This window comes from Fluviibacter sp. (assembly GCF_057744235.1).
Map to the genome: position 1 here is coordinate 188,985 of NZ_JBIJFP010000001.1, position 21,470 is coordinate 210,454.

General features: G+C 51.6%; 16 protein-coding genes. 10 read left to right on the forward strand and 6 right to left on the reverse strand.

Translation table 11 applies throughout. The features are described from left to right. A complete protein-coding gene (mreC, locus tag AC3GOJ_RS00915; protein WP_488235567.1) occupies nt 1-930 on the reverse strand; it encodes a rod shape-determining protein MreC in 930 nt (309 codons plus the stop codon). Nucleotides 931-1,013: 83 nt separating this feature from the next. After that, the gene (locus tag AC3GOJ_RS00920; RefSeq protein WP_488235568.1) at nt 1,014-2,057 is read right to left on the reverse strand and encodes a rod shape-determining protein; all 1,044 of its coding nucleotides are present in this window, start codon (nt 2,055-2,057) and stop codon (nt 1,014-1,016) included. Nucleotides 2,058-2,262: 205 nt separating this feature from the next. On the opposite strand from AC3GOJ_RS00920, the gene gatC reads away from it, so the two are divergent. From gatC to AC3GOJ_RS00945, 5 genes are all read left to right on the forward strand, one after another. Next, nucleotides 2,263-2,556, forward strand: coding sequence for an Asp-tRNA(Asn)/Glu-tRNA(Gln) amidotransferase subunit GatC (gene gatC / locus AC3GOJ_RS00925; protein ID WP_488235569.1), 294 nt, complete (start codon nt 2,263-2,265; stop codon nt 2,554-2,556). Next, nucleotides 2,553-4,007 carry an Asp-tRNA(Asn)/Glu-tRNA(Gln) amidotransferase subunit GatA gene (gene gatA, locus AC3GOJ_RS00930; protein ID WP_488235570.1) on the forward strand — a complete coding sequence of 485 codons (1,455 nt, stop codon included), beginning with the start codon at nt 2,553-2,555 and terminating at the stop codon, nt 4,005-4,007. Before gatC ends, gatA begins: the two co-directional genes overlap by 4 nt. Nucleotides 4,008-4,029: 22 nt before the next feature. Beyond that, nucleotides 4,030-5,481: an Asp-tRNA(Asn)/Glu-tRNA(Gln) amidotransferase subunit GatB gene (gatB, locus tag AC3GOJ_RS00935; RefSeq protein WP_488235571.1), complete on the forward strand. Its 1,452-nt coding sequence runs from the start codon at nt 4,030-4,032 to the stop codon at nt 5,479-5,481. Between the two features lie 186 nt (nt 5,482-5,667). Next, nucleotides 5,668-6,888, forward strand: coding sequence for an SGNH/GDSL hydrolase family protein (locus AC3GOJ_RS00940; RefSeq protein ID WP_488235572.1), 1,221 nt, complete (start codon nt 5,668-5,670; stop codon nt 6,886-6,888). Between the two features lie 185 nt (nt 6,889-7,073). Next, nucleotides 7,074-9,266, forward strand: coding sequence for a phosphocholine-specific phospholipase C (locus AC3GOJ_RS00945; RefSeq protein WP_488235573.1), 2,193 nt, complete (start codon nt 7,074-7,076; stop codon nt 9,264-9,266). A gap of 68 nt (nt 9,267-9,334) precedes the next feature. On the opposite strand, the gene AC3GOJ_RS00950 is transcribed toward AC3GOJ_RS00945, so the two are convergent. Next, nucleotides 9,335-10,003, reverse strand: coding sequence for a hypothetical protein (locus AC3GOJ_RS00950; RefSeq protein ID WP_488235574.1), 669 nt, complete (start codon nt 10,001-10,003; stop codon nt 9,335-9,337). A 317-nt stretch (nt 10,004-10,320) separates the two neighbouring features. On the opposite strand from AC3GOJ_RS00950, the gene AC3GOJ_RS00955 reads away from it, so the two are divergent. From AC3GOJ_RS00955 to AC3GOJ_RS00965, 3 genes are all read left to right on the forward strand, one after another. Next, the gene (locus AC3GOJ_RS00955; protein ID WP_488235575.1) at nt 10,321-12,603 is read left to right on the forward strand and encodes a hypothetical protein; all 2,283 of its coding nucleotides are present in this window, start codon (nt 10,321-10,323) and stop codon (nt 12,601-12,603) included. Nucleotides 12,604-12,738: 135 nt separating this feature from the next. Continuing rightward, a complete protein-coding gene (locus tag AC3GOJ_RS00960) occupies nt 12,739-13,986 on the forward strand; it encodes an ABC transporter substrate-binding protein (RefSeq protein WP_488235576.1) in 1,248 nt (415 codons plus the stop codon). 56 nt (nt 13,987-14,042) lie between these two features. Then, nucleotides 14,043-14,612 carry a cysteine dioxygenase family protein gene (locus AC3GOJ_RS00965; protein ID WP_488235577.1) on the forward strand — a complete coding sequence of 190 codons (570 nt, stop codon included), beginning with the start codon at nt 14,043-14,045 and terminating at the stop codon, nt 14,610-14,612. Between the two features lie 641 nt (nt 14,613-15,253). On the opposite strand, the gene AC3GOJ_RS00970 is transcribed toward AC3GOJ_RS00965, so the two are convergent. From AC3GOJ_RS00970 to AC3GOJ_RS00980, 3 genes are all read right to left on the reverse strand, one after another. Next, nucleotides 15,254-15,892, reverse strand: coding sequence for a disulfide bond formation protein B (locus AC3GOJ_RS00970; protein ID WP_488235578.1), 639 nt, complete (start codon nt 15,890-15,892; stop codon nt 15,254-15,256). A 274-nt stretch (nt 15,893-16,166) separates the two neighbouring features. Then, nucleotides 16,167-18,107, reverse strand: coding sequence for a sensor histidine kinase (locus tag AC3GOJ_RS00975; protein WP_488235579.1), 1,941 nt, complete (start codon nt 18,105-18,107; stop codon nt 16,167-16,169). A gap of 88 nt (nt 18,108-18,195) precedes the next feature. Next, on the reverse strand, nt 18,196-18,888 hold the full coding sequence (locus tag AC3GOJ_RS00980; RefSeq protein ID WP_488235580.1) for a response regulator transcription factor: 693 nt from the start codon (nt 18,886-18,888) through the stop codon (nt 18,196-18,198). 291 nt (nt 18,889-19,179) lie between these two features. Here AC3GOJ_RS00980 and AC3GOJ_RS00985 point away from each other — a divergent pair, with 291 nt between their 5' ends. Next, nucleotides 19,180-20,148 (forward strand): ligand-gated ion channel, encoded by a 969-nt coding sequence (locus tag AC3GOJ_RS00985; RefSeq protein ID WP_488235581.1) that lies wholly within the window; start codon nt 19,180-19,182, stop codon nt 20,146-20,148. A gap of 79 nt (nt 20,149-20,227) precedes the next feature. Further along, nucleotides 20,228-21,469 carry an ATP-binding protein gene (locus tag AC3GOJ_RS00990; RefSeq protein WP_488235582.1) on the forward strand — a complete coding sequence of 414 codons (1,242 nt, stop codon included), beginning with the start codon at nt 20,228-20,230 and terminating at the stop codon, nt 21,467-21,469. The last annotated feature ends 1 nt before the right edge of the window (nt 21,470 follow it).

Here is a 21,470-nt window from a genome sequence, read left to right on the forward strand (position 1 = left end):
TTATTGCTGCGCCTTACGCTTCTTTTTGGTCACGGCCTGGCCCACGGCCTGATCAGCCGGACGATCCAGCGACGCCGGACGATCTGTCGGCAGGGTGACTGGCTCCAGCAGCAATACCTCACCATAACGCCCCATGCCCGCTGCCGGTGTCAAAATGAACTTGGAGAAAATACCATTCGGGTCACTCTCCAGGCTTTCGACTTTGCCCACACGCAAGCCCCGCGGATAAATACCATCAATCCCGGAGGTCACAATCCAGTCGCCCACCTGAACATCGGCGTTCGATGACATGTAACGCATTTCCAGGCGGCCATCACCGGTACCAAACACCACAGTGCGCAAACCGTTGCGCACCACCTGCGCCGGGATCGACTGGTTGCGGTCAGTCAGCAACGTCACTTCCGCGTAGTCCGTTGCCACACGGGTGACCTGGCCCACCACACCCTGATCATCCACCACCGGTTGACCTTCGATCACGCCCTGATCCGAACCGCGATCCAGAATCACACGGCGGTTGAAAGGATCACGGGCACTATAAAGAATCGTCGCTGGTTGCACACGCGCACCCAGCAGGCGTTTGGTTTCCAGCAACTTGCGCAGGTACTGGTTTTCCGCCTCAAGCACTTGCAGTCGCTGCGCCTGTTCTGCATCCATCAGACGGGCCTGACGAAGTGCGGCATTGTCCTGACGCGCCTGATCCAGCGTCACGGCATATTCATCCACCCGAGTCAGGGCAATGATCGGCCACTGCACCACCTGCTTGAGCGGCGAGGTTGCCTGGGTCAGCAACTGGCGAACCGGCTCCAGATAACGGAAACGATCATCCAGCACCAGCAGTGATACCGAGGTGCAGACGTATAGAATCAACAGGGCCAGCGGTGCTGGCCCTTGCTTGAAGAGGGGTGGGGGTTGCTGTTCCAGTCCTGACATCAGCAGATCCCGCGTTGCCCGGCATCAACCCGAAGCACACGCTTCGGGTAAATCATCGATGACATGGGCTCGGCAGTGAGTCCTTATTCGCTGGCGAACACGTTGCCCAGCTTGTCCATCTTTTCCAGGGCAATGCCGCAACCACGGACCACACAGGTGAGCGGATCTTCCGCCACCATCACCGGCAGGCCGGTTTCTTCACGTAGCAAACGATCCAGATCACGCAGCAGTGCACCACCACCGGTGAGAATCAGACCACGCTCGGCAATGTCGGCACCCAGTTCCGGCGGCGTCTGCTCCAGCGCCTGCTTCACGGCGGTCACAATCTGGTTGGTCGGCTCGGAAAGGGCTTCCAGAATTTCGTTCGAGGTCACGGTAAAGGTACGCGGAATACCTTCGGCCAGGTTACGACCCTTCACTTCCATCTCCAGCACTTCAATACCCGGATACGCGGTACCAATCTGCTTCTTGATGTTTTCAGCGGTAGTTTCACCGATCAGCATGCCGTAGTTACGACGGATGTAGTTGATGATCGATTCGTCAAACTTGTCGCCGCCCACGCGCACAGACGTCGAGTACACCATGCCGCCCAGTGAAATCACGCCCACTTCAGTGGTGCCGCCACCAATATCAACGACCATCGAACCGGTGGCATCTTCCACCGGCATCCCGGCGCCAATGGCAGCAGCCATCGGCTCTTCAATCAGATACACCTGCGATGCGCCGGCACCCAGCGCTGACTCGCGAATAGCGCGACGCTCAACCTGGGTCGAACCGCAGGGCACGCAGATAATGATGCGCGGCGACGGTGCAAACATACGCACGTCGTGCACACGCTTGATGAACTGCTTGAGCATCTGCTCGGTCACGGTAAAGTCAGCGATCACGCCATCCTTCATCGGGCGGATGGCATTAATACTGCCAGGCGTTTTACCCAGCATCATCTTGGCTTCTTTACCCACCGCTTCAATGCTCTTACGGGCACTCGGGCCACCATCAGTACGAATCGCCACCACTGAAGGCTCATCCAGAACAATGCCCTTGCCGCGCGAATAAATCAGCGTATTGGCGGTACCCAGGTCAATTGCCAGGTCGTTGGAAAACATTCCACGAAAGAGTCCGAACATGTAACACTCCAAATCGAAAAAGGTGTGCATGCGCGCAGAACCGGTTGTTCGCGCTGCGATGCCGCAAGGCTGTCAGGCTGATCCGTAACGATCCATGCCGACTCCTCGACCAAACCACGTATAATACCGCAAATTCAAGGGGATATTCGAAGGCATGCCTTCTGCATATTCATTCGCCTTTATCACTGGCAACCGCTGAAAAATCATGGCTTTTACCCCAGAAGATGTGCAACGACTGGCCAAACTGGCCAGAATCGAGCTCAATAATGAGCAAGTCTCGGCCACTCTTGGCCACCTCGACAACATTTTCGGCATGATCGCCGAGATGCGCCAGGTGAATACCGACGGTATCGCCCCCATGGCGCACGCCTGCGATGTCGGCCAGCGCCTGCGCACCGACACCGTAACGGACGGCAGCATTGAACAGCGCGACCGTTGCCTGGCCCTGGCCCCGGAATCGGAAGCCGGTCTCTACCTCGTCCCTAAGGTGATCGAATGATTCAGGCCAGCCTCCGCGAACTCGCCAGCGCCCTTGAAACCAAACAGGTTTCCAGCCTGGAACTGACCAATCTGTTCCTCAGCCGTATTGCGCAGCACAATCCGACCATTAATGCCTTCGTCACCCTTGACGAAGACAAATCCCGTGCGGCCGCCAAAGCCGCCGATGCCGCCCGCGCAGCGGGTCAGGCGGGTCCGCTGACCGGCATACCCATCGCCCATAAAGATATTTTTTGCCAAGATGGTTGGCGCACCACCTGTGGCTCGCACATGCTGGAAAACTTCATAGCGCCTTACAACGCCACCGTCATTGAACGTTGTAATCAGGCGGGTCTGGTACCGCTAGGCAAGGTGAACATGGATGAATTTGCCATGGGCTCCTCCAACGAAACCTCCTACTACGGCCCCGTGCGTAATCCCTGGGATACCGATCGCGTACCCGGTGGTTCTTCCGGCGGTTCGGCTGCCGCCGTTGCCGCACGCCTGGCACCGGCCGCCACCGGCACCGATACCGGCGGTTCGATTCGCCAACCGGCCGCGCTGTGCGGCTTGACCGGTCTCAAGCCCTCTTACGGCACTGTCTCGCGCTGGGGCATGATTGCCTTTGCCTCATCACTGGATCAAGCCGGCCCCATGGCCGCCTCGGCCGAAGATTGTGGGCTGTTGCTCAACGCCTTTGCCGGCTTTGATGCCAAAGACTCCACCAGCCTGGAACGTGAGAACGAAGATTACACTCGCTCACTGGATCAGCCTCTCAAAGGACTGCGCATCGGTCTGCCTAAAGAGTTTTTTGGTGCCGATGGCGATGCCGCCACCATGGCCGCCATCGAAGCCGCGCTGGCTGAATACCGCAAACTGGGTGCCGAAACGGTGGAGGTCTCGTTGCCATCGATTGGCCAATCGGTTTCTGCCTATTACGTGATCGCCCCGGCCGAAGCCAGCTCGAATCTGTCACGCTTTGACGGCGTTCGTTACGGCTATCGTGCACCGGAATACAACGACCTCAACGACATGTACGCCAAATCACGTGCGCAGGGTTTCGGAGAAGAAGTGAAGCGCCGGATTCTCATCGGTACTTACGTGCTGTCACATGGGTACTACGACGCCTACTATTTGCAGGCGCAACGCATTCGCCGTCTGATCGCCAATGACTTCAATGCGGCCTTTAAGCAATGCGACGTCATCGCCAGCCCGACTACGCCGGGTACGGCTTTCAAGTTCGGCGAAAAATCGGGCGACCCCGTACAGATGTACCTGTCGGACATCTACACCATTGGCGTCAACCTGGCCGGCATCCCGGCGCTGTCGCACCCTTGCGGCGAAATCAACGGCCTGCCCGTCGGTATGCAGTTGATTGGCCCATACTTCAGCGAGCATCGTCTGCTCAACGCCACCCACCAGTATCAGCAAGTTACCGATTGGCACCGCCGCACCCCGGCTGCCTTCGCGTAATTCAGATCGCAGAGAGAATCACATGACCTGGGAAGTCGTCATTGGCATGGAAACCCATGCCCAGCTCGCCACCAACTCCAAAATATTTTCCGGTGCCTCCATTGCTTTTGGTGCCGAGCCGAACGCACAGACCAGCCTCGTCGATCTGGCCATGCCGGGTGTGCTCCCGGTGCTGAACCGTGAAGCCGTGTCTTGCGCGATCCGCTTCGGTCTTGCTGTTGGCGCCCGCATCGACCAGCGCTCGATCTTCGCACGCAAAAACTACTTCTATCCGGATCTGCCCAAGGGCTACCAGATCAGCCAGTTCGAGAATCCTGTTGTCGACGGCGGCACCATCACACTGCAACTCGGCCAGGGCCAGGGTAACGAAAGCGCCACCACCAAAGTGGTGCAACTCACACGCGCCCACATGGAAGAAGATGCCGGCAAATCGCTGCACGAAGACTTCCAAGGTCGTACCGGTGTGGATCTCAACCGCGCCGGCACGCCTCTGCTCGAAATCGTGTCCGAACCCGACATGCGTTCATCGGCCGAAGCCGTGGCCTATGCCCGTGCGCTGCACAGCCTAGTGCGCTGGATCGGCATCTGCGACGGCAACATGCAGGAAGGCTCCTTCCGCTGCGATGCCAACGTCTCGGTGCGCAAACCGGGTCAGCCCTATGGCACGCGCCGCGAGATTAAAAACCTCAACTCTTTCCGTTTCCTGCAACAGGCCATCGACTACGAAGTCCAGTGGCAGATCAACGAACTGGAAGAGGGCCGCGCCATTCAACAGGCCACCGTACTGTTCGACCCCGACACCGGCGAAACCCGCGCCATGCGAACCAAGGAAGACGCGATGGACTATCGCTACTTCCCCGATCCCGATCTGCTGCCCGTGATCATCAGCGACGACTGGATCGAACGCGTACGCGATGAGATGCCGGAGCTGCCACAAGCCATGCGCGAGCGCTTCCAGGCGCTTGGCCTCTCGGCCTATGATGCCGCTGCCGTCACCGCCTCACTCGAAATCGCACGCTATTTCGAAGGGACGCTGGCCGCTGCCGGCAACGGCCAAGCCAAGCAAGCCGCCAACTGGATCATGGGTGATCTGTCGGCGCGCCTGAATCGTGAAGACCTTGAGATCGATGCCGCTCCCGTTTCACCTGAACAGCTCGGTGGCCTCATCGCCCGCATTGCAGACCAGACCATCTCCAACGCCATCGGCAAAAAAGTATTCGACGCGCTATGGCAAGGCCAAGGCAAGAGCGCCGACGAGATCATCGAAGCGCAAGGTCTAAAGCAGATTACTGATACCGGTGCCATTGAAGCGCTCGTTGACGAAGTCATCGCTGCTAACCCGGGCAACGTGGCCGAGTTCAAATCCGGCAAAGAGAAGGCGCTGAATGCACTGGTCGGCCAGATCATGAAAGCCGCCAAGGGCAAAGCCAATCCGCAACAGGTGAATGATCTGCTGAAGAAGAAGCTGGGTTAAGCGTACTCACTTGCCGGAATCCAAGGCTAGACCTGCGCAGCAGCAATTGCCTTACGTCGCCCAGCGGGGGCATTGCGGCACCGACGTGCCATGCTGGCGTAGATTGTCGGCATTTGTCGGAGTTTGACGCAGGTTTGTCTTTTTTCTGCAGATATAATCTTTGTAACCATTCAGGATTTTCCAGCCATGAACAAGAATCTATCTACGCTTATTATTGCTGCCCTTGGCGCGTCTTTAATTGGTTGTGGGAGTGGCAGCAATTCGAGCTCACCCCCGCCACAATCCAAGTATTCGCAAATGGTCGTCTTTGGCGATAGTTTGAGTGATGCGGGCACCTACAAAGTCGGCACCATCGCCGATTATGGTGGCGGTAAATACACCATCAACTCCCCAACAGCAAAAATTTGGGTGGATCATGTCGCAGACTATTTTGGCTTGCAAAATACCTGCGCCGCCCAAACAGGGCTTCCCAATATTCTCAGTGGTCTCGCAGTTCAGTATTTGGGGGCAGCCATTTTTAACAATACCGTCTGTGCAAATTACGCGCAGGGTGGGGCACGTGTCAGCAACCCGCTTTCTCTGACAAGTTATGACCTGCAACAAGCCTTGCTGGCGGTTGATCCAAGCGGCACAGCGGCCAAAGCCGCGGCACCCCTGGGCACCATGGCCACGCCGGTTGCCCAGCAAATGGGCTCATACCTAACCCGCAATGGTGCCTATACGGGCAAAGAACTGGTAACCGTATTAATTGGTGCCAACGACATCTTCATGAACATGGCCGCCATCAGCGAAGCCAGCACGGGCGGCCCAACCGCCGTGGGTGCCGCTAAGTTAGCCGGCTGGCCGGAAGGCGTTCAGGCGGTTCTCGCGGACACCTCGCTGGACCCAACCGTCAGAGTCAATGCGGCCATGGCTGCTGCGGGTGGCTCGCTAACAGAGGCTGTGGCACAACTCTTGGCGAATATCGAGACCCAGATTCTGGCCAAGGGTGCCAAAGCCGTGGTTGTCTCTAACATTCCCGATATCGGACTGACACCGTCGGTCCTCAGTAACCCTTCGGCTCAATTTCTGGCAACCTCATTAACCGCCGTATTCAATGAGGCCTTAAAGACCGGTCTGGCCACCCCCAAGTTTAATACGGTCACGCTTGTGGATTCGTTCAAGCAAAGTCAAACCCAAGCGGCCAACCCGAAAGAATACGGACTCAGCAACATCACGGACGTGGCTTGCGGATATCGTGACCCTGTGATCAAAGAAGGCTCGTTGGGCTGCACCGCTGCAACCACGATCACGGCTGACACAACCCGTTATATGTACGCAGACAACGTACACCCGACCCCATACGCACACAGTTTATTTGCCCAGTACTTTATCAAGACGATCAGCAGCGCTGGCCTGGGCAAGTAAACCCGGTCATTGAGGGGATGACATGAAATTATTCAAGCCCTTAACGATTTTTACACGCGCGCTGATGCTGTGTTTGGCGCTGGGTGCCTTGTCTGCGTGTGGTTCACAGGCAGACAATAATTGCAGCACGGGGACGGCTGGCCTTAAATGTGCCCCCTAACCACCGCCCAGAATCGGCAGCTCCCATGATTACGCGCCGCGATTTCCTGAAGGTGGGTGGGTCCGCCGCCCTGCTGGCAAGCTTTCCCGAAAGCATCCGCAAGGCACTGGCCATTCCGGCCTATAACGCCACCGGTACTATTCAGGATATCCAACATGTCGTCATCCTGATGCAGGAAAACCGATCATTTGATCATTATTTCGGCACCCTACGTGGCGTCCGCGGATTCGGTGACCGTATCACCATTCCGTTGCCTAAAAATCGTACCGTCTGGCAGCAGGATGATGGCCTGGGAAACGTGGTGATGCCCTACCGGCTTGACCAGACGCGTGGCAATGCGCAGCGCTTCTCCCCCAATGGGGAACATAGCTGGATTGATGCGCGCGATGCCTGGGATAAGGGGCGCATGGCTTCATGGGTAAAATCCAAGAAACCGCCATCCATGGCATACTTCAGCCGTCAGGAGCTGGCCTTTCAGTTTGCATTGGCCGAAGCCTTTACCGTCTGTGATGCTTACTTCTGTTCGCTACACGGTGGGACCAACACAAATCGTCTATTTCATATGACGGGAACCAATGGTCCCAGCGGCGATGGCCCTAATGCCACCAGAAAATCGATCGTCAACAACTTCTGGGACACACTGACACCCACAGACAACGGCACCATAGGCTACGATTGGATGACCTATCCAGAGCGTCTGCAACAGGCAGGCGTGAGCTGGATGGTCTATCAAAACCTGCCGGATAATTTTACCGATAACTGCCTGGCGGGTTTCAAGACGTATCGCAAGACGAATGTTGATTCTGGCAGCCCCGTTTCTAATGCGTTTGCCTCACCCCCCTATGACCCACGATTGGATGCGCAATTTCCCTTATACAAAGGGATTGCCAACACCATGGCGGATGGTGGCTTTCTCGAAAAATTTCGGGCAGATGCTTTAAATAACCGGCTCCCGCAGGTTTCCTGGATTAACGCCCCGGAGAAATACTGCGAACATCCGGTCAATTCCAGCCCCATTCAGGGGGCCTGGTACACGCAGCAGGTGCTGGATGCGCTAACCGCAAATCCGGAGGTGTGGAGCAAGACCGTGCTGATCGTCAATTTCGATGAAAACGATGGTTACTTTGATCACGTGCCACCGCCGAGCCCACCTTCGCGCATCAATGGCCAGATGGCCGGTAAAACCACACTGCCTGAATCCGCATTGTCTCCGGATTATTACACGCACCCAACTTACTACACGCCGCCGAACGCCACGGACCCCATGCCAGACTGGACGGTTCCTGATGGCGATTGCTATGGCCCCGGACCACGCGTTCCGATGTATGTCATTTCCCCCTGGAGTCGTGGTGGCTGGGTCAATTCACAAGTGTTCGACCATACTTCCATCCTAAGATTTCTGGAGGCCCGCTTTGGTGTCAGAGAAACCCAGATCAGCGATTATCGACGCGCCGTGTTTGGCGACCTGACATCGGCATTCAACTTTGCCACACCCAATGAAACAACCCCATCGTTAGCACCTCTAACCAAGACTAGTGCGGACCAGCTGCGGGCTGCTCAAGAGCTTTTAAACCCGATCAGCGTTCCCTCACCACAGACCATGCCGTCTCAGGCACAGGGCCAATGTCCATCGCGTGCCTTGCCCTACGAACTGCACACCAGCGCCCGCATTGATCCTGCGACGCGAACAGTCCAGCTGATCTTTGCCAACAGTGGAGCAGCCGCTGCAGTATTTCATGTCTACGACCAACAGAATCTAGAGGCCGTGCCGCGCCGCTATATGGTCGAACCTGGCAAACAGCTGGATGATATTTGGGTGGTCTCGGGCAAGGGACTGTACGACTTATGGGTACTTGGCCCGAATGGCTATCACCGCGCTTTTGCCGGCCAGGTAACGCTGAGCCAGCCAAACGATGCTGCCCGGCCCGAGATACAAGTTTGCTACGACGCCGTCAAAGGCGATGTCTACTTGCACCTCCGCAATGACGGCAAGTCACCGTGCACACTGACAGCAGTGCCGGATGCCGTGTATGGCGGCAAAACGCAGCAAAGCACAGTAACTTCGCAATGTACCACGACAGAGCTGCACTGGGATCTACAAGAAAACGGCTGCTGGTATGACATCCTTGTTACCAGTAGCCATGACTCTCACTGGCGGCGCCGCCTTGCGGGTCGCGTGGAGACCGGAAGAGATTCATTGACTGATCCGGCTATGTAAAACTGAATGCGTCCGGTAATGTTGAAAAAGATCAAGATTACCGGAGCAATGGAGTGAAGACCTAACGATTATTGCTTCTGGCCCATCCACAGGAATCCACTGGTTTTTTTAGAATTAATCCAAGCCGTGTAAAGCGTTGTGGCATTGGTAACATCCAGAACCGCAATACCCGTGGTAGGCATACCTGTGGCGCACACGGAGCCTATGCAACAGCTATTACCAGGGAGCGCGTGGTTGTCATGCCACAGCAGCGTTAGGTCGTAAACGTTCTTGCCAGAGGGGCGAGGCGCGACTTTACCGGTAATGAGACATTTCGGTAATGCAGCACCCGCTGCCGTGGTCGTTCCATCGACATTGCCATCCAAAGCAATATTGAGGACTGCTGATGCACCCGTTTTGTATGGGCCAGCGTATCGGCCAGCAATCGCCGACATTGTGGCCGGGGTATCGTAAGCAGCATTGTAGGTTGTCATAAATGCACCGACCGTATTGTTGCTATAGGAGGCAATGCCTTGAAGCTTAGACTTGGGGGTAAATGACCCGCTTATTGTCCCGCTATTTGTTTGATTACCGGGAATGTAGATGTCATCCAAGTTCCCGCTAAAGTTCGTCCCAGAAACGGTTATAGCACCGTAATTGGCACCATCGACGATGCCGTCTTTTGAGAACATCGAATAGTATTGACCATTCTCCAAAACAACCGCAGCGATATTGTAGCCCGTCGCACTGGTTCCCATCCAAAACCCTTGTGGGTCTTGATTCGCAACAGCTTAGCTGTTGTTACTTCCGCTCCCGCATGCCACCAAGGAGGTGGCTACAAATAAAACACTCAAATTTACTAACGATTTTTTCATGACACGCTTTTTTGAGAAAAATGATGCTGAACATTATCAAAAAAAAAATGACTACGAAGCGCTTGTTTTCCAGGAGTGTCGGATTTGGTCGTGATTGGTCGGAATAGAGCCAAGTGTTCTAGCCGATCGAATGTTAAATTGACTCAAGAAAGCCACTCTTAATGAGAAACTGATTCAGTCATATACTTCATGGAAAAACTATGCGTACTCGACTAATGCTACTAGCTTTAGCATCATTGTTTTTAACGGCCTGCGGTGGTACGAGCAATAACGCGCAAGCCCCTGCGGACACCAAGACGACAATCAAAGTCGAGAACCCCAGAAACCTGAGCGTTGCTCATGGAACGGTGATTACAAAGGATGATCAGGTTCTCTTTGATGCTGATGTCAATTGCCAGAGCGACGGTTGTTACCTTTACTTACCGGCGGAAATCAACCAAGGTGTCACTGTCCGTTACGTTGGTTCCGATGGCCGGATGATCGGTGCATTTCAATTTCCATCTGCTTTGCCAAGCTACTCGTCCATTCGTTTGACTAAATTGAGTACGGGTTTGTACCTTGTTGATCGTTTGTTAACCGAGAAAATGTCTAAAGATGGATTAAACTGGCAAGAATTAATTACTCGGCTTCAAACCTTCTTCACTAACTATCAAAGTCCGGACGGCACACCAGATCCCTTTGAAGAAGTTGGGATGTTCTACGCGCAGCAGATGAAGAGCCCCGAGTTGACAGAAGAAAAATTTCTTGATGAACTACGTTTACGGCTGTTGAACTGGGATGTCGCTTCCGCGAATGAATTACCGACCACCACCCAGCTAACTGCACGTTCGCCTTTCGAACAACTATTTGCTTGGTTCGACAGCATGCGTAGCGGCACGGTTTCGTTAATTAACATTGCTCATGCACAACAGGCTGGTGGCTGCTCTGCTGAATTGCAAACCTTCCTGGGCCAAACACAGAATGTCGGCGGGATGTTTCCGTACATTGGCGGCGTCGTTCAAGGGGTTATGCAAATTTTCCAGGATGGTTGCGGCACATCTTCAGAGGCTTTTGCTAGCGTGCTTGCCAAATTGGATACCCTGCAAGCCAGCATTGACATGCTAGGCAATAACGTAGGGGCACTGACGTCCTTTCTCACGAGTGCGGCGGCAAACACGCAAACCGTACAATTTGAAAATCTTCGCAACCGCTCAAACGAGGTTGCCAGCAACTACCAGCAGTTCCTTAAGAGGAACAAGGCCACGTCTTTACTTGAATACTTTGAGAAACAAGGGGGCTGGAATCAGGGCATTGCAGCAGGTGGCGCAAACATCAAGGAAATACTTTATGCACCATCTAAGCCTTCGGGAGACCGACAAATGCTTCAGGTGATAGCTGACGTCACAGGCAACGCCAACTTTAGCACCTATCTGGATGCGCTCAAATCGAGATGTAGTTCGCTACCCAATTCTTCGACAGAAAATTTTATTACGGTTCGGGGTAATTGTAATGCGATCATTGCGTCCAATTCTGCATTCTTACTTGGCGCTCAAACCGGATTGCTGCCAATATTTAAGGACATTTATGCCGTCTTAAACAAATACCAGGATGTCGTGCAACCATCACAGGCGATCGTGGCTAACGACTTCCCATTGCCACCCGGAGTCAGCTCTTATGCGAGCGCCGTTGAGGATATTAAGAAACTCTTTAACAAACAACAAACTAAAATGGTTGCCGATTATAGAACTGTGCTTGGCAATGAAGGCTTTTTTAATATCTACGATGGGTTGAACACAACGCTGATGGCCAAAATGGTTGAACGGGATTGTGCTCAAGCCGGTGATGCAGGTGTCAGCAAATACCCGGCGATAACTGGTTGGTTTGCGCCGAACACTAATGTTAACGACAACTACATTGTCAGCGAATGTAAAAATAGCTACTACAACTATAAAGTCAACGCCAACAGTCGATCTAAAGCGCGCTATTACTACAACAGCCAAGGTCGCTCTGATGCAAACGATCCGGCGAATGTGCTTGGTGTCCTGGTTCCCAGTGGCTTGGTCATCGGTGCGTGGCGAGAATACGATAACTCTGTCAAAACTGATACCTACAAAGATTCCGGCTATAAATATTGGGGCAACATGCCTTGGGTTGTAGCCTACAATAACGAAAGTCGTCGCGACCAAACCGTCGTGAAATTTAGCAAAGGCAATGGCGGTTCCGCGGCATTCTATAGCCCGAGAGATGATCAATCTTATAAAGTGCGGATGGAAGACTGGGGTCAAAGTGCTACAAACTTCACCTGGGTGTCTTTCATCGACAAAGATGGTTTTTCTTATGCCGTATATCTGATGTTCGAATACTCCAGAAACTATCGTTACACAGCATGGATGGCTTGCGTAAGCTACGACTGCCAACTTACAGGCGATAGCCAAGCGCTCAAGTTTAAGAACGGCCCTGAAGTTGAAATGGTCTCATCACTAGGCCAGTACATCAAATATTAATACTGACTTGATCCGTGGCAAATCTGGTGATTTGCCACGGCCATCCGATTGAAACATTCTCTAACGGCTACCTCCTAGAAAGACTTTCTCGAAGCTAATCTCTATGAAGGCATAAATAAATAGTACTGGACCACCATGACATTCGACACAGGTAAAATTCAAAAAATTTTGTTGTGCATGCTAACAATCCTGACTTTAGGCGCATGTGGCAGTGGTAGCTCGAATGGAAATACCGCAAATACTCAGGAGCCTATTAAACTTGGTTTTCTGTCTTCATTCACGGGGCCTTATAATCAGAATGGCTTTAACGGAATCGCTGGGGTAAATCTTGCAGTGGCGGAAATTAACGCTGCAGGGGGGATTCTGGGGCGCCAAGTTGTTGTTGTTCTTGGTGATGATCGTTCCAGCCCTCTTGAAGCCGTGACGGAAATGCGTCGTTTAGTACAGACTGAAAAGATTGCTGCCCTGATAGGCCCGATTTCCAGTCAGATGACTCTAGCAACTATTCCCATCCTGAATGCAGCTGAGATTCCTTCAGTAAGCGTCACGGGTTCATCAGCAATGACTCCAGCGATGGGCCCCTATCATTTCAGTATGCTACCGAGTGCAGATACACAGGCAGAGTCGATTGCCACTTACCTCGCCACTACTGTACAAGCACATTCGGTAGCAATTATTCATGATGATGGTGCGCAAGCTGCTTCGACGGCAATAGCCTTGAAAAGGGAGCTCACTAGTCGGAATATTGAACTAAAAGACGTTCAACAATATGCTATTCACGCAACTGATATGACGCCACAATTATCGGCGCTACGTCAAACTAATCCAGAATATCTGATTGCACTTACCGGGACTGGCTCCGATAGCGGCTACATTCTTAAGAATCGCCAAGAGATGGGCTGGGGAATCAATGTGGTTGGCAACATCACATTAGCGGCTCAAGCCGACAACGCCGTGAAGATAGGCGGGCCGGCGGCTTATAAGGATGTGGTCGCGCTGAACTACAAAGAATTAACTTATTGTCCAGGGGACGTATTGGGCGCATCCAACTATAGCAAATTCAAAAAGCGACTATTTGCACATGATCCCACCAATTATAATCATTACGCACCGCTGGTTGTCGTTTATACCTATGAATCTGTATATGCGCTCAAGGCAGGATTAGAAGGCGCGAACAAAATCAACGGACCAAGTTTTGCAGCGTGGATGGAAACAAATTCTGACAAGCTCAGCAGCGTCATGTCCTTGCCGCTTCACGCTAGCAAAACTAGTCACTTCTTAATTAGTCCTGCTGCACTAATAATGGCCGAAAACCCAGATCAATTAAATTCAGATGGACTGATGAAACGTTTAGGATGTCAAGAATTTTCTAGAGATAAGTAAGAAGATCGTACTCCCTTTTAAATGGCTGGTATTAGCATCCCACATCGTTATTTCATATGAACAAAAAGCTGCTGAACTTTGTAAAAGTGATGATGACTCTTGTAGAGGCAAAACTCACTGAGGATCATTTACTACAAAAAGGTCATGATCTTCTGGTTGAACTCGTTTCAAAGGATGATTGGCTTCCAGAAGCATATGCAATCTCCCATCCCAGTAACTATCAAAAATATCTGCTTTACGCAGATCCATTAGATAGGCTTTCAGTTGTTAGCTTTGTCTGGGGCCCAGGCCAAAAGACCCCTGTGCATGATCATCTGACCTGGGGGTTGGTAGGTTGCCTCAGAGGCCGCGAGCGGGAAACGCCCTATGTAAAACAAGTTGATGGCAACTATCTAGCGCTTTCACCATCCTTACTTCACCCAGGACAAGTTTCTGCTGTCAGCCCTACGATTGGTGATGTACACGAGGTTGCCAACGATTTGACTGATCAAGCCACTATAAGTATCCATGTTTACGGTAGGAATATTGGACTGGTGCACCGCCATGCTTTCGATCCCGTGTCAGGTTCCGAAAGATCTTTTGTTTCAACTTACGCGAATAGCACAATACCTAACCTCTGGTCTTAAAGATCAATCTTTATTCGTAACGTACGACGAACTGCGTTTGTTTTCGATGCAAATGTTCTTCGATAGTCTCGGCAAGGAGTGCAAGCGCTATGCTCGTCAGCGGATACGTGAGGATCTCATGGCAAAAACTCAACCTTAGCCAGCTTGAAAGCCTTTAATCATGCTATCTATTAATGACGTACTCTTTATCATTTGGACTCTGCTTTGTATCGGATTAATTTTTCTTACACCAGGAAAGATTTGCCAACGCACCTACAGTCGCATGATCGCCGGCATCTTCATCCTCTCTTGCCTTGTTACTATTTGGTTTCACGAGACCGTGATCGACGTTTCGCAGGTTAGCCCGATTCACGGAGGCGTACTAGCACTCGCTCAAGTAGCCACGCTAACGCTAACTTCAAAACTATGGCTCACAATTAACTTTCATAAACTTAGCCGATTTTTTCGTGCTGCGATTTACATCCTACTTTACACAGCACTTCTAGCAATCGTCGTTTGTTCATATTGGCTCTATAAATTCGTACCTGAGCTCCAGGTAATTCTTAACCCAATTGCAAGTCTAGCAATTTCAATAACAGCGCAGATCCTAGAAGACCGGTGGGAAAGCACCAAGCATCTACCTTGAATAACTAGCACCTAAGTCAGTTTTTCTTTTGCATAAGCATATCTTTGGTAATGGTATCGCCAGGGTGCTTCACCACTTCAATAAGCCAGTAGTTTTGTTGCCCCCCTTCGAGAAAAGGACCAAATCCATTAGCCACAAAGGCTGATGATGTTGCAATGACTGATACGAAAATATAAAAGGCAATTGACATTCTGACCGCAGTCGGATGGCGCTTATATCGTTGAAGCACTGACTCTTCTCCACGCTCTTCTCTCACGGCCGGATGGAGAGATTGAAGAACTAATGTGTATACGACAGCCAAAATGAAAAGAACGAAGCACCAAGCATAAAGATGGAAGCCTAAAATCGGTGACCCCACCCCCCCTTCGTCATTCGGCAAAATGTGAATAAACACCTGTGTAATAGCAGTACATGCCCCAACAATTGCTCCGATACCGCTTACCAAGTAGCCACCACGATATCTACTGGGGTGGATAAGCACGACGAACAAACCACAGCCAAACAACAAAAAGGCCAAACGCTGAAGATTACATAATGCACATGGCAACTCGGATAAAATGATTTGCATCGAAAAAGCCATGGCAACCAGCATAGCACTTCCAAACAATGCTAATGCATTACCGATTTCTAGCTGCTTTAATGTCAATGTTTTCACAAGATCACCAATGATAGGTTCTTAAAAGCGGGAGATCCGCGGAACTATAATAAACTGCGCTGACAGCAGTTAAGACAACTGTTAGCCATATCGCTGCATAGAAACCTTTTTTGCCAGTCATGATCATAAATATGGCAAACAGCAAACAAGCAAACGGGAAAAATCCAGGATACATAATCAATCCTTTGGGTAGCGCATTTAAGCTTTGTTGATGAAAATTGCGCATAGTGTATGAGCGAACTGCCGCTCCGCTAAACTTCGAATTCGTTAAGCCCTACGATGACGCTGACCGATAATTCGGGAACCACATGATAAACGTACTCCCTACGCCAGGTTGACTCCGCAGCTCTACACGCCCGCCGTGCAGCTTCAAGATTTGTTGCACGAACGCAAGCCCAAGACCCAAACCAAATATGCTGCGACTAGATTCAACCCGAACGTACTCTTCAAATATGTTGGTCTGATCTTCTTGGGAAATACCTTGTCCCTGGTCTGTAACCGAAATGCCTGTCACATCCTGATTTTTCTCAACAGCGACATGGACGACACTGCCTTTTTCCGAGTACTTACAGGCGTTATCAATCAGGTTCAGCAAGGCTGAGTTCAGCAATCGGGGATCGGCGAAGAGTTGTGTATCTGTCGCTGATTCCCACACAAAGGTGTTCTCTGGGTAAAGCGGTTCTATTGCCCGAATGAAAGACAGCAACCAGTCATTCAGTTCAATCACTTCGGCATCCGCTCGGTTAAGCTCGTAATTCATACGAGCTGCTTTTAGCCAACGTTCAAAAAGTTCAGCCAAGTGGCGCGTCGCCCCAGATATGGCAGATAGCCGTTTATCACTGTTATCGATTTGGCGAAGCTTTTCACGCTTATAGAGCGCAATCTGGCTTTCAATCTGATTCAATGGGTTTCTGAACTCGTGGGAAATAAAAGCCCCGAACCTCGTGAGCATCTGTCGCATCTTCCGCTCGTTGGCAAGTGAGGTCTCTAGCTCTTTCGTCCGCTTGGCAACGGTGCTTTCCAATCTTTGTTCTGCATCTTTTAGTGTGCGAACCAACTCTTGCTCGACAGATAGCTTTTCAAGCTGATTGTGTTCGTTAGCCTGCCGTTCTATGCGAATGCGATCGGCCAGAGCAAATGACAGTAGAAGCATTTCAAAGCCCGAGCTTATCTGTACGGCATAATTGGTGATGGGCATTGAAGGGACCAATCCGAACGAACGCATAGCGGCAATAAACCCACCTGCCCACAACACCCCCCATGCCAGCAGAAAAAACCGTGCCTCCCATCGGCACGCGCGAAGTGCCACTACGCCAGCGGCAAACATGATCAAGGTGGTCAATGGCGCAATGATGGCGAAGGCGATAAAAAGATACTCCATAAGAAACGCGGTGTAGTGCGAGACCGGCAACAGGGCGGAGATCAATAGAAAACATATAGCGAGCCCCGTTAGTACTTTGTCGACCAACGGACTGCTAGCTGCCGTATTGAGAAAGTACTTGGTAAAGCAGATGCCGAACAATGAGGCAAAGCTAAGGCATGTACACTGCGCGACTTGATCCCATTGAGGCATGTCTTGCCAGAAATAAACCCGCCCGTATCCATTGCCGGCAAACATTGCCAACCCGATGGAAACACCAAACAGGGTATAGAACAGAAATGTCTTATCCCTTAAATATAGGAATAGGATGAAGTTGTAGATAAGTAACGCCAGTAACTCGCCAAAATAAACGCCTTGCAGGATCGACCGCTCCTGGCTTTGCTCATAAAACGCTTGCGGTGACCATATTTCAATAGGCAGGGTTAACGAATATTGCGAATGAACCCGCAGGTAGAAATTCTGTGGTTCAGCACTCAGCTGGATCGGGAAAACAAAGAATCGGTCTTTGATCGGCCGTGAGTTAAAGGGTTGTAGGTTACCCGTCTCGACGGCTGGCATCCCCGGTGCATACAGGTCTACTTTGTCTAATGTCTGGTAAGGGATCGACAAGATCCAGTTGTCTTGCAAACCAGGTGATCGGGCAAGTGATAACTTTATCCAGTACGTGTCCTGGGTAAATCCGAAATTAAGATCCTGCCCTGAGACTTTGGCGTTCGAAAACGCTCTCTGGTAGGCATCGCTTTGTATGTGTTCATAACTGAGATGTGATGTCGGGTCCCTCAGCGTCTGTGCAAATTCCGCGGGATTGGTCGGCTCTGATGGATTGTCAACCACCAACGCAAATACCTGGGAGCACCACAGGACTGCGCATAGAAAGACAAGCCGGAAATATCTGGAGGCGTTCATCGTGTAGACATCGGCCTTACTCCGATGTTGAACTTAACTCACCGTTGAAAGCATATCCTTTGCCATACACTGTAGCCAGGGGTATTTCATTCCCTATTATTGTCTTGGTTTTTTCTCGCAATCGACGTACAAGTATTTCGAGGCTCCGTGCGTCATAGGTCCCCGTCTCCCTTGGAAACGCTTTCACAATCTGACTTTTTTCTACCGCGATCCCTGGCTTTTCCACAAAGCAATTTAGAAACACCAATTCATTCCACGTAAGCTCCACTGAGGAACCATTTGGACTTATCAATCGCCAATTAACCGCATTCAAAATCCAGCTATTTACGCCGAGTGAATAAATAATTTTGGATCTTCTTGAAAGACGCTGTAATACTGCAACCACCTCATCTATGACAACCGGTTTAACGAAATAATAATCAGCATCAGCATTTATACCAAGAATTCGATCCTCAATATCCCCTCTGCAGCTAATAAAGATGACGGGACCCGATTCAGTTTGACGATGCGACTTCACGACATCCAGACCATCGCCATCCGGCAGATTGCGATCAATGATCAAAACGTCACACGAATGAGACTTACGCCAGGCTTGGTAGCTTGCGATTGAGCCGACCCCATCGGCAGTAAAGCCCTCTAGATTCAAGATGTCACGCAATGTATCTCTGAATAGCGCATCATCTTCGACAATAAGAATCCGGAGAGCCATGATTACCCTAACACTTTCTTGACAGGTACAAAAAGCGTGCGTTTGTAATTTGGCACGTAATTAAAACAGATTCTAGTTTAATACTATTGACTTATAGCAACCAAAATCCGACGGATTACGACATATTCCGACATTTGACCTGCATGATGCACTTCAAAAGCAACTTCGTAATAACTTGGCATTCACGTCAAATCGACCCAAATTGGGAGTGTATGGGTGAAAGAATAGGTTATGTGCTGATTAAGACGGAAACTCGGTACACTTCACCCTGATTTAACCCACGGATTTGCCATGATGTCTGCCTTAAAACGCCTATTATTGATTTGCCTCACGTTGCTGCCTGGCCTGGTGTTTGCCACACCGGCCAGCGACGACAACAAGGTTGACGTTGGCATCTACATCAACCGTGTGGATAGCCTTTCCTATGTGAAGGGCAACTATATGGTGGATATGACGCTGTGGTTTCGCTGGCAGAATCCTAACCTGCACCCGAATAAAACCTTCACCATCAAGGGTGCCACCATCAATAACCGGCGCGATGAATATGATGGCCTAATGGGCCAATCCGATATGCACTGGGCCGGTGTGGATATTGTGGCGACCGTCCCGAATAAATTTGATATCGAGAAATTTCCCTTCGATGCACAAAAGCTGCTGATTCAGATTGAAGAAATGGAGCAGAGCACCCAGGCAGTGAACTACCGACTGGATCAAACCCACATGCGATTAAACCCGCGTCTGGAGATTCCGGGTTGGCGGGTTGACGGCGACAACGCCTTCATGACGTTTAACGAGTACCCGACCAACTTCGGTTACTCCGATGGCAAGAATGATGATGCTTTTGTGTCTTCGCAATTGAACTATGAACTTTTGCTCTCTCGCATCAGCATGATGTCGGGGTTGAAACTGATCTTTGCGCCCGTAGTAGCCATTCTGATTCTGTTCTTTACATCGCTGTTGCCGACCACACAGAGCGCCCGTTTCGGCGTGGGTACTACGGCGATTTTTGCGCTGGTTTCATCGCATTATCTGATACTGACGCAACTGCCCGAAAGCAACCACATCACTATTGCCGAACAGATTGTGCTCTTCGGGTTACTACAATCGCTGATTTACTTCATGGTGACGGTGTATTCCTTCAACCTGCAGGACAAAGGCAAGATGATGGCTCATCAGAAAGCTGATCGCTATCTGGCCATATCGTTGGGCACCGCAGACTTGATCTTCGCTTTATACATAGTAAGCAGCGTGCTCAGATAAGAGGTAGATCGCCAACGAATCCGACCCCGTATCCAAAATTTACGCCGTCAGATTCCGTAATTTACGATATTTTGGCCTCTTGAATACGCTTTCTCTTTTCCCGCGCCTGATCGAACCGCGCATCGCTGAATCCCTGCTGGACACGCCGGTCGTGTTGCTGGCAGGCCCTCGTCAGGCCGGCAAGACAACGCTGGTGCGGCAAAGCGCAGAGCAAAACGTGTTGCGCTACCTGACCATGGACGATGAGCTAACATTGTTGTCAGCACATGAAGACCCGGTCGGGATGATTCGCAGCCTAGATCGCGCCGTGATCGATGAAATCCAGCGGGCACCGCAGTTGCTCCTAGCCATCAAGAAGAGTGTGGATGAGGATCGGCGTCCTGGCCGTTTCCTGCTAACCGGATCGGCCAACTTGATGGCGCTGCCAACTGTCGCCGACTCACTCGCCGGCCGGATGGAAACACTCTCTTTGCTGCCGTTGTCACAAAGTGAAATCGAGCGGCACTCGGCAAACTGGATCGATAGCGCCTTCGCGGGCCGTATACTCGGCGTAGATAAGCCCGCACTGGGCGATGATCTCATCGAGCGCGTACTGCGTGGCGGCTATCCCGAAGCAATTTCGCGCTTGTCGGTTAAGCGCCGCGTGGCGTGGGCGCGTCAGTACATCGACGCGATCATAAAGCGCGATGTTCGTGATGTGGCAGGTATTGAAAAGCTCGACCAGCTACCACGGTTCCTGCGTGCGCTGGCACAAACAGCGGGGCAGATGTGCAATTACACCCAACTTGGCGGCCAGGTCGGCCTGGATGGCAAGACCGCCGCACGTTACGTTGGCGTATTTGAGCATATGTACCTGCTTAAGCGCATCGATGTCTGGGCACGCAACCGTCTGAACCGGGTCGTGAAAACGCCAAAGCTGCAGTTCGTTGATTCCGGCTTACTGGCGGCGTTACTGGATCTGACCGCCGAAGAAGCACACCAGGACCGCACGCGGTTTGGCAATGTGCTGGAGACCTTCGTTTTTGGTGAACTGCTCAAGCACACAACCACAGCAGATGGCGACTATCGCCTGATGTACTACCAGGATGCGGATAAGTTCGAGGTCGATATCGTCATTGAGAACGCTGCTGGAGAGCTGGTAGGGATCGAAGTCAAAGCGGCCGCCACCGTCATGGAAAGAGATCTTCGTGGGCTGAAAAAGCTGGCGAACCTCGCGGGTAGCCAATTCAAGATGGGCGTATTGCTGTACGACGGTGCCGAGACAATGCCTTTAGGGAACGGCATCTGGGCGGCACCACTTTCCACCTTGTGGGGTTCATAGA